This window comes from Pseudotamlana agarivorans (genome assembly GCF_001642835.1).
GTDB lineage: Bacteria > Bacteroidota > Bacteroidia > Flavobacteriales > Flavobacteriaceae > Pseudotamlana > Pseudotamlana agarivorans.
The window spans coordinates 1-7928 of the sequence record NZ_LXEI01000030.1 but is presented as its reverse complement, the minus strand read 5'-3'; the positions used below and the strand labels follow the sequence as shown (position 1 = coordinate 7928).

At 33.5% G+C, this 7928-nt stretch carries 11 protein-coding genes; 10 read left to right on the top strand and 1 reads right to left on the bottom strand.

Translation table 11 applies throughout. The annotated features are described in order from the left end of the window. Positions 1-236 precede the first annotated feature (236 nt). Together A6I66_RS16085 and A6I66_RS16080 are read left to right on the top strand one after the other, a co-directional pair. A complete protein-coding gene (locus tag A6I66_RS16085) occupies positions 237-1286 on the top strand; it encodes a hypothetical protein (protein WP_067151839.1) in 1050 nt (349 codons plus the stop codon). 184 nt (positions 1287-1470) lie between these two features. Further along, positions 1471-2553, top strand: a complete 1083-nt coding sequence (locus A6I66_RS16080; RefSeq protein WP_067151836.1) for a serine hydrolase domain-containing protein — start codon at positions 1471-1473, stop codon at positions 2551-2553. Positions 2554-2741: 188 nt separating this feature from the next. On the opposite strand, the gene A6I66_RS16075 is transcribed toward A6I66_RS16080, so the two are convergent. Then, positions 2742-3719, bottom strand: a complete 978-nt coding sequence (locus A6I66_RS16075) for a GlxA family transcriptional regulator (protein ID WP_067151834.1) — start codon at positions 3717-3719, stop codon at positions 2742-2744. Between the two features lie 138 nt (positions 3720-3857). Between A6I66_RS16075 and A6I66_RS16070 the strand changes: the two genes are divergently transcribed. From A6I66_RS16070 to A6I66_RS16040, 8 genes are all read left to right on the top strand, one after another. After that, positions 3858-4271 (top strand): SRPBCC domain-containing protein, encoded by a 414-nt coding sequence (locus tag A6I66_RS16070; RefSeq protein WP_067151832.1) that lies wholly within the window; start codon positions 3858-3860, stop codon positions 4269-4271. A gap of 2 nt (positions 4272-4273) precedes the next feature. Then, the gene (locus A6I66_RS16065; RefSeq protein WP_067151829.1) at positions 4274-4714 is read left to right on the top strand and encodes a VOC family protein; all 441 of its coding nucleotides are present in this window, start codon (positions 4274-4276) and stop codon (positions 4712-4714) included. Continuing rightward, entirely contained in the window at positions 4701-5072 is a 372-nt protein-coding gene (locus A6I66_RS16060) for a DoxX family protein (RefSeq protein WP_067151826.1), read from the top strand. The genes A6I66_RS16065 and A6I66_RS16060 overlap by 14 nt, the downstream gene beginning before the upstream one ends. Positions 5073-5077: 5 nt before the next feature. Further along, positions 5078-5251, top strand: coding sequence for a DUF4287 domain-containing protein (locus tag A6I66_RS16695; RefSeq protein ID WP_157614275.1), 174 nt, complete (start codon positions 5078-5080; stop codon positions 5249-5251). 173 nt (positions 5252-5424) lie between these two features. After that, positions 5425-5796 (top strand): transposase, encoded by a 372-nt coding sequence (locus A6I66_RS16055; protein WP_067151824.1) that lies wholly within the window; start codon positions 5425-5427, stop codon positions 5794-5796. Next, entirely contained in the window at positions 5766-6647 is an 882-nt protein-coding gene (locus A6I66_RS16050; protein ID WP_157614273.1) for an IS3 family transposase, read from the top strand. The genes A6I66_RS16055 and A6I66_RS16050 overlap by 31 nt, the downstream gene beginning before the upstream one ends. A gap of 41 nt (positions 6648-6688) precedes the next feature. Next, positions 6689-7306, top strand: coding sequence for a hypothetical protein (locus A6I66_RS16045; protein ID WP_067151817.1), 618 nt, complete (start codon positions 6689-6691; stop codon positions 7304-7306). 200 nt (positions 7307-7506) lie between these two features. Further along, positions 7507-7890: a helix-turn-helix domain-containing protein gene (locus A6I66_RS16040; protein WP_067151814.1), complete on the top strand. Its 384-nt coding sequence runs from the start codon at positions 7507-7509 to the stop codon at positions 7888-7890. Positions 7891-7928 lie beyond the last annotated feature (38 nt).

Genomic DNA, 7928 nt, shown 5'->3' with positions numbered 1-7928 from the left:
TTTTTAGGGAAGGCTACATTTTTAGGGAAGGCTACAAAATGGGATAGGCTACAATTAAAAACACTACGCACAACACCGTGTAAAAAACATTGCTTATTTTAGTTAAGCCTAAAGGTTGTTGCTTTTTTGCTAACTCTGATTTTCCTGCGGAAAATCCTCGCACACAAAACCGCAACGTTCCTTACACATAAACGTTACCCACCATTTTTGAAAAAAAAAAAAAATCCAGCTAATAAATGAGTTCAGTACATTATTTCCAAAGATATTCACAGCCAGAAAATGTAGTTACGAATAATACGCTTTTATTACTTTCAAGACTTTACAACGAGTCACCTTTTAAATTTAAATTGTTACTTAACGAATTAGCAGACGAATTGGATTTAGATGTTGGAGTGAATTTCAGCCAACAGGAAAAAGCTGTTAATTCAATTCCAGACGGATTTATTTCCCAAGAAAGTTTTAGAATAGCGATTGAAACCAAATTGGCGGACAATTTTTCTGTCAATCAACTCGCAAATCACTTAAACTCATTTGGAACTGAAACTACAAAAGTTTTATTAGCTCTTGGACCAGTTGACATTAACTCTAGTCAAAGAAAAAGGATATTAGATAAAGTCAAAGAATTCAACACTTCTAAAAATTTTAAAGTCGCTTTTATATCAACGACATTTAAAGAAATTGTTGCAATTTTTAGAGATGTAATTGAAGATTACGATTTTGAATTAACTGCGATAATAGATGACTATGAAGAATTTTGTATTAATTCAAGACTGATAAGAAAAGACGAATATCGTATGCTGACAGTAGCCTGTGGTTATACATTAGAAGATAACTTTAAAAACAACGTTTATTACGACCCAGCAAATAGAGGGTTTTCTTATTGCTCACATTTAGGAATTTATGACAATAAATCAGTTCAAGGAATAGGAAAAATCGAGAATGTAATTACAGCTAATTTAAAGGAAAATGACGAACTTCAAATTATTGGAACAACGAACGGAACTGCAACTGATAAGCAAAAATCTGATATTTTGAATATGATAAAAGATGCTCAACAAAATATTGGTTGGGACATTACGCAAAACAACAAATTTTTCTATGTAGAAAAGTTCATTAAAACGGATTTTAGAAAAACCAGTAAAAGAGGGCTTTTTGGTAAAAGATATTTTAACTTGAACCAACAATTAAAAAGACGAGATTTTGAAAACACGGAGGAAATAGCGGAATTGTTAAAATCAGAAACGTGTAAAAAACGGTGGGTAACAACGTATATAACTCATAGCTAGTCAGTTGACCAATCGAAGTTAAGGCATATTTGGAAGTCCGCCAAATTTTTTAATTTGGCTTATTGAAAAGAAAAAGTAATAAGAAAATTAAAAAATTCGGCTCGTGCTTAACCAAAAAATTATCGCTAATTTGTACGCTACGAGCCATATACAAGACCGTTAGGCTCAATTAAAATAGAATAATATGAAACAACTTTCACAATTATTTGTCTTGATTTTTGTTTTCCAAAGTGCAGTAGCTCAGGTTACTCCATCAAATCATCAAAAGTTGGATAAAATTGCACATAGACTATATGCTGAAGGCAAAATCCATGGAGGCATTCTCATAGCTGAAGGAGAAAATGTCATATACCAGAATGCCTTTGGTATGGCAGATCGAAACTTAGAAATACCCAATACAACCAAAACCAGATTCGTAATAAACAGTATGGGGAAAATGTTTACAGCGATTCTAACCTTGCAGCTTGTTGAAGAGGACTCAATTGCACTAGACGATCCCATTTCGAAGCATTTATCTTGGTTTAAACACCCCGAAGCAGATGATATAACTATTCATCATTTATTATCGCACAGATCTGGTTTAAAGGGGTATTTTGATGAACAAATTAAAGGAAACATTGACTTTTTTATTCCGCAAAGAGAAGTTCTGGATAAAATAGCTCAACTCGAATTGAATTTTGATCCAGGACAAGGATTTGATTATAGCAATACAGGATACTTACTCTTGGGGGAGATAATAATGAAATATAGAAATGCTGACTATTATAATGTTCAAAAAAACAGAATATTTACCCCTATCGGTATGACTAGCAGCTATAATTCAACCTCAATTTATGGTCCTGGCTCACCGGTTTACTACCTTCAGGATGGTTCTCCTGCAACTCCTTTTCCTCATAGCAACTATCGAGGTGATGGAGGAACAAAATCAACATTACAAGACTTGCACATATTTATGGTTGCTGTAGGAAGTGATAAACTATTAAAAAAGGAAAGCTGGGATTTGATGTTTCAAAAATATTCACTTCCTGAAGAAGCCAAACGTCCATTTGGAGCCCATTTTGAACCTTATGGATATGGTTGTAGCGTTATGAACTTGCCCTACAAGGGAGAGAATAAGGCTTTGGCCATTGGCCATGGCGGAGCAGGATATGGCTCATCAAATTATATGCTGAAGTTTATTGACAGTGAGAGGATCATAATTCAATGGAATAATGAATTCTTGAGACCTCTTCCACCAGAGTTGTTAGAAGAAATAGCGAAACTATAAAAGAGCCTAACAATGTATAACCGCAATTACAGCGGATTCGACTACGTCCTAATCCACGCGGAATTGCTAACGTCAGTGCCAAACCGAAAATTAACACATATTAACCCGTAACTGACGGTTATACGAGACCGTTAGCGGTCATTGAATACAACCACTAAATTTATCTTTGACATATAGAAATAGAAACACTATTGGACTGACATTTTATTATACTTATTCCTGTACTCAATTGGTGTGAGACCAGTAATTTTTTTGAAAATGTCTCGAAATGCTTTTGAATCTGAATAACCCACATCATACATCACTTCATTTATATTTTTTCGACTGGATTCAAAAAACCGTTTGGCAGTTTCAATTTTAACTCTATTAATATATTGCAATACCGAATTACTGGTAGCAATTTTAAAACGTCTTTCAAAACTTCGTCTGCCCAATGAGACCAAATCGGCCAGCTGGTCAATCGTGATTCTCTCTTGTATGTTAGTTTCAATATATTCTTGAACTAATTTAATAGATTTATCAGTATGGTTTTTTTGACCTTGAAACATGGCAAAAGTAGCTTGACTATCCCTGTCAATATCAACGGCAAAATATTTTGAAGCCAATATTGCCGTTTCCCTATCCGTATATTTTTCGATTAAATAAAGTAATAAATTCCAATACGAGTTTGCGCCACCGCTAGAATAAAGTCGTTCTTCTTCGGTTATAATATGTCCTTCTACGACTTCAACTTCAGGGAACATTTCACGAAATTCATTTTGAAAACCCCAATGTGTCGAACATTTTTTACCGTTCAGTAAACCGGTAGAAGCTAATAGAAATGCACCCACACATAGCGAAGCTACTTCTGTACCTTTTTTATACTGGTCCTTTATCCAAGGTAGAAGTTTGCTATTGGATGCAATAGCGGTTTTCATATCACCAAACAGTGCGGGGATTATTATTAAATCTGTTGTCTCAATATCCTTTAAGAGTTGAGAAGTGTTTACAGAAAACAAACCTTCGTTTAATTTTACTTGCTTTTTTAATCCAACTAATTGCACATCAAACAATGGCTTTCTACCACTCACAACCATAAATTGATTGACTGCCGAAAATAGATATTGCGGATCTGCTATGGCCTGCATAACAGAATTTTCAGGAACAAGGATGCTAACTCGCTTCATTTTCAACCTATTTTAAGTAAAATTACAAATATAAGTTTAAAACATGTCGTAAATCACCCTTTAGTTGTCATTATTCGACATCATCTATTTTTAAAGAACGGTGCATCTTTGTATTATTAATTTTTAAAAATAAATATAATGAGCAATTCAAAAATTAAAGTTACAGAAATCATTAACGCAGAAATAAGTAAAGTTTGGGATTATTACAATGAGCCGAGTCATATTGTAAACTGGAACTTTGCAGACCCAAGTTGGCATTGCCCATATGCAGAAAACAATTTGAATGTAGATGGTATATATAAAGCTAGAATGGAGGCCAAAGATGGTAGTTTTGGTTTTGACTTTGAAGCAGTTTATACTGAAATTTCAAAACGCAAAAGCTTTACTTATGAGTTTGGGGGAAGAACTGCTACTGTGGAATTTAACGATATGGGAGAACAGACAGAAGTCATAATAATATTTGACCCTGAAGAAAAAAACCCAATAGAAATGCAAAGAGAGGGTTGGCAGGCCATCTTGACAAACTTCAAGAATTATACAGAAAATAATTAATTATGAAAATCAGTTCTTATCTCACATTCGATGGCAATTGCCGTGAAGCGATGACGTTCTACAAAGAATGTCTGGGTGGTGACTTAATGCTACAACTAGTAGAAGGTTCACCAATGGCAAACAAAATGCCACAGGAAATGAAAAAATGTATTTTGCATTCCACTCTCACAACTGATGCGTTTGTAATTATGGGTTCTGATATGACACCAGAAACAGGACTTATTAAAGGCAATGCAACTTCTATGGTAATCAATTGCGGCAGTGAAGCAGAAATCAGAAACATTTATGAAAAGCTTTCAAGAGAAGGAGTAGCACATCATAAAATTGAAACTACTTTTTGGGGTACTTTGTTTGGCGACCTAACAGACAAATTCGGGAATAACTGGATGTTAAACTACGATGAAAAAAATCTATATAATAGCGTAAAAAATGAAGAAGGATAAAATAATATTTTGGATAGCGACAATAATCATCGCTTTATTTGAAGGAGTAATGCCAGCATTATTCTCGCAAACAGAACTAGCTAAGGAAGGAATAAGACATTTAGGGTATCCTGAATATTTTGCAATGACATTAGTTATCTTTAAAATTTTAGGTGTATTGACGTTAATAATTCCACAGGTTCCTAAAAGAGTAAAAGAATGGGCTTACGCAGGTTTTGCTTTCAACTTTATTTTTGCAACCATTAGTCATGGAGCAGTTGACGGAATTAATGGAAAAACCTTTTTTCCATTGGTCATATTTGGAATTTTAGCTGTTTCATATATTTACTATCACAAATTAACATCTAACAAAAACTAAATATTATGTCGTTTCAAGCATACATCGACAACATTAAAGTCAAGACGGTAAAGACACCTGCCGACTTTAAGAAGTTAGAGGAAAAGAAAGAATTTGAATTAGGACACGGACATGCAATGGCTATTTATGCAACATTCAAAAGGATAAACCGAATGACAAGAAAAACAACGAACCGCTAACACCGTGTATAATTAATTGCTTGGTTATAGCCTACTTACGAAAGTCCTCGCGGACTTTCTATCTGTAATTTATTTGCTAACTTTAGTGCTTAAAACACGCAACTAATCATACACAATACCGTTGGCAATAATTTTGACCCGTCCTGAATAAAGGCTACATAATTTTAAACATTATGTATAAAAACGACAAAGTAATTAGACGGTATTCAGAACCTTTTAAACTGAAAATTTTAGACGAACTTACTACTGGAAAACTAAACAAGTATCAATTAGGTAAGGCATACGGTATTGCCCCTACAACTATTAATGAGTGGGTTAAAAAATACAACCGTAAAGACCTTATGAACACAAGAGTAACTGTGAAAACTAAAGATGAAATAACACGTATTAAAGAGCTACAAAAGGAAATTGAACAGCTTAAAAAACTACTTTTAAAAAAGGATATCGACGCCCTTGTGGATGAATCATACCTTGAGGTAGCTGCGGAACAGCTGGGCTACAAATCCATCCTTGAATTAAAAAAAAAGCTAAATATCAAGCCTTAATTAAATCTAGAGATAAGTCTGAGGGATTTGCATCTTTAGACACCATTACAGAATCTTTCGGGGTTAAACGCGATGCCTACTACAAATTCAAACGTAGAGAGGAAAAGCGTTTACAGATTGAACAAAAGGTTGTCGAAATTGTAAAGCAAAGACGCAAATCCCTTCCTAGAGAAGGCGTTAGGAAACTTTTAAAATCATTAGACCTAGAGTTTACTAATGCTAACTTAAAAATAGGTAGAGACACTTTATTTAACATCCTTAGAAAACACAATATGCTCACACTTAGAAAAAAATACAGTACTAGAACCACCAATTCATTGCACAGATTCTACAAGTACAAAAACATCATTAAAGACCTAGAAGTTACAGAACCTAATCAAGTCTGGGTAAGTGATATCACATACATCAGAACCATAAAAGGCTTCTGTTATTTAGCCCTTATAACGGATATGTATTCTCGTAAAATCGTTGGTTATGACCTCAGTGACAGCCTGGAGTTAAATGGCTGCGTAAGAGCACTTAATAAAGCGCTATACCAAGCTAAAAACGTTAAAGGACTCATACATCACTCAGACAGAGGAATTCAGTATTGCAGTAATGTGTACACACAAATACTTAAAAGAAAAAAAATAAGCATTAGCATGACTGAAGAAAATCATTGTTACGAAAACGCTATGGCTGAACGCGTTAACGGCATACTCAAAAATGAGTTTTATCTTGATCAAACCTTTGACAGTATGGCGCATGCTAAGAGAGCAACAAAAAATGCAATTAATTTATATAACGAAATAAGATTACACTTATCTTTAGACTTCAAAACACCTAATATGGTTTATAATTTAGCTGCTTAAATTCATTTTTTAACTGTAGCCATATTTTAGGACGAGACATTATGAAGCAAACTCTTATTTCTATTTCTATTATTTTGTTTTCTGGATTTTGTACTGGAATTAATGCTCAGGGGAATTCTCTAGAAAAACGAATTAAGGAGTATAAAAGTAAGAATTTAAAAGACCATTATGAAGTATTCCACAATTGTTTTCCAGATGGACGACCTGATTTAAGATCTATAACTGATTCGATAAAATCTATTTCTTACGTTAAACCAGGAGGTCACGATATCTTATTTTATAATTCTGATAGCAATCAAATCATAGAACTTATACCAAATAAATATTTTAGTCTGTCCGATTTAATCGTAAAAATTGAAATTTTGGACAATATTAATATCAATCTATTGGATATTTATGATTATGATTTAGGCATGAAATTAACTAATGAAAAAGTAACTCAAATTGGTAAAGATTATATTAATAAGCAAGAAGCATTTTTTATTGAATCAATTTCAAAAAATAGTTCTAAATCAAAATTTTGTGAACTTAAATTTTATGTAAGACATCCAACAACTAAAAAAATTATAATTACTACTTTAAAAGACTCTAAAAGGAAAGACTACAGATCGATTTTCTGTACATATAGAACAATAATAACGAATTTGAATTGGATTTAACGTTTTACAACAAGGTGTATAATTAATGGCTAGTTCGAGCTTGCTTACGAATATTCCTGCGGAATATTCTATTCGCTTTTTATTTGCTAACTTCCGTGCTTAATAACGCCACTAATTATACACGAAACCGTTGTAAAACATTTACCCAAACGTCTCGTCCTAAAATAGGTTGACTAAAAATTAAACACTTTTAGTTAACTATGGAAACATCAAAGAACCGCTCCTGCCGAAAAAAGAAGTATCAAAAAGTAAGTTTCAATATGAAACTTTCGATAATTGATGAAATTGCAAATGGACAGATCTCCGTAAATCATGCGTCAAATAAGTACAAGATTTCCCGAAGCTCCATTAAGTATTGGATCAAGAAATTGAGTAACTTCGAAGATAAATCCAATAGTATGAGCAAGAACGACCAGATCAAAAAACTCAAGGAACGCATAGAAGAACTGGAATTCGTAAAAGAATTTCAGCAGTCTGTCATTGCCGACTTCGAGAACATTACAGGAGAGCATCTTTCAAAAAAGTACTTGCCCGAAGCATTAGCAAAAGAGATAGAGAAAAAGCGCAAAGACCTTTCAAAATAAAATGGCTCTATCAATGCCTCGGACTAAGTAAACAGGCT

Bases quoted from the DNA above. Each gene is read 5' to 3' on its own strand.
- A6I66_RS16055 (WP_067151824.1), top strand. From the start codon at position 5,425: ATGTATAAAAACGACAAAGTAATTAGACGGTATTCAGAACCTTTTAAA.
- A6I66_RS16045 (WP_067151817.1), top strand. From the start codon at position 6,689: ATGAAGCAAACTCTTATTTCTATTTCTATTATTTTGTTTTCTGGATTT.
- A6I66_RS16060 (WP_067151826.1), top strand. From the start codon at position 4,701: ATGAAGAAGGATAAAATAATATTTTGGATAGCGACAATAATCATCGCT.
- A6I66_RS16085 (WP_067151839.1), top strand. From the start codon at position 237: ATGAGTTCAGTACATTATTTCCAAAGATATTCACAGCCAGAAAATGTA.
- A6I66_RS16075 (WP_067151834.1), bottom strand. From the start codon at position 3,719: ATGAAGCGAGTTAGCATCCTTGTTCCTGAAAATTCTGTTATGCAGGCC.
- A6I66_RS16070 (WP_067151832.1), top strand. From the start codon at position 3,858: ATGAGCAATTCAAAAATTAAAGTTACAGAAATCATTAACGCAGAAATA.
- A6I66_RS16080 (WP_067151836.1), top strand. From the start codon at position 1,471: ATGAAACAACTTTCACAATTATTTGTCTTGATTTTTGTTTTCCAAAGT.
- A6I66_RS16040 (WP_067151814.1), top strand. From the start codon at position 7,507: ATGGAAACATCAAAGAACCGCTCCTGCCGAAAAAAGAAGTATCAAAAA.
- A6I66_RS16065 (WP_067151829.1), top strand. From the start codon at position 4,274: ATGAAAATCAGTTCTTATCTCACATTCGATGGCAATTGCCGTGAAGCG.
- A6I66_RS16695 (WP_157614275.1), top strand. From the start codon at position 5,078: ATGTCGTTTCAAGCATACATCGACAACATTAAAGTCAAGACGGTAAAG.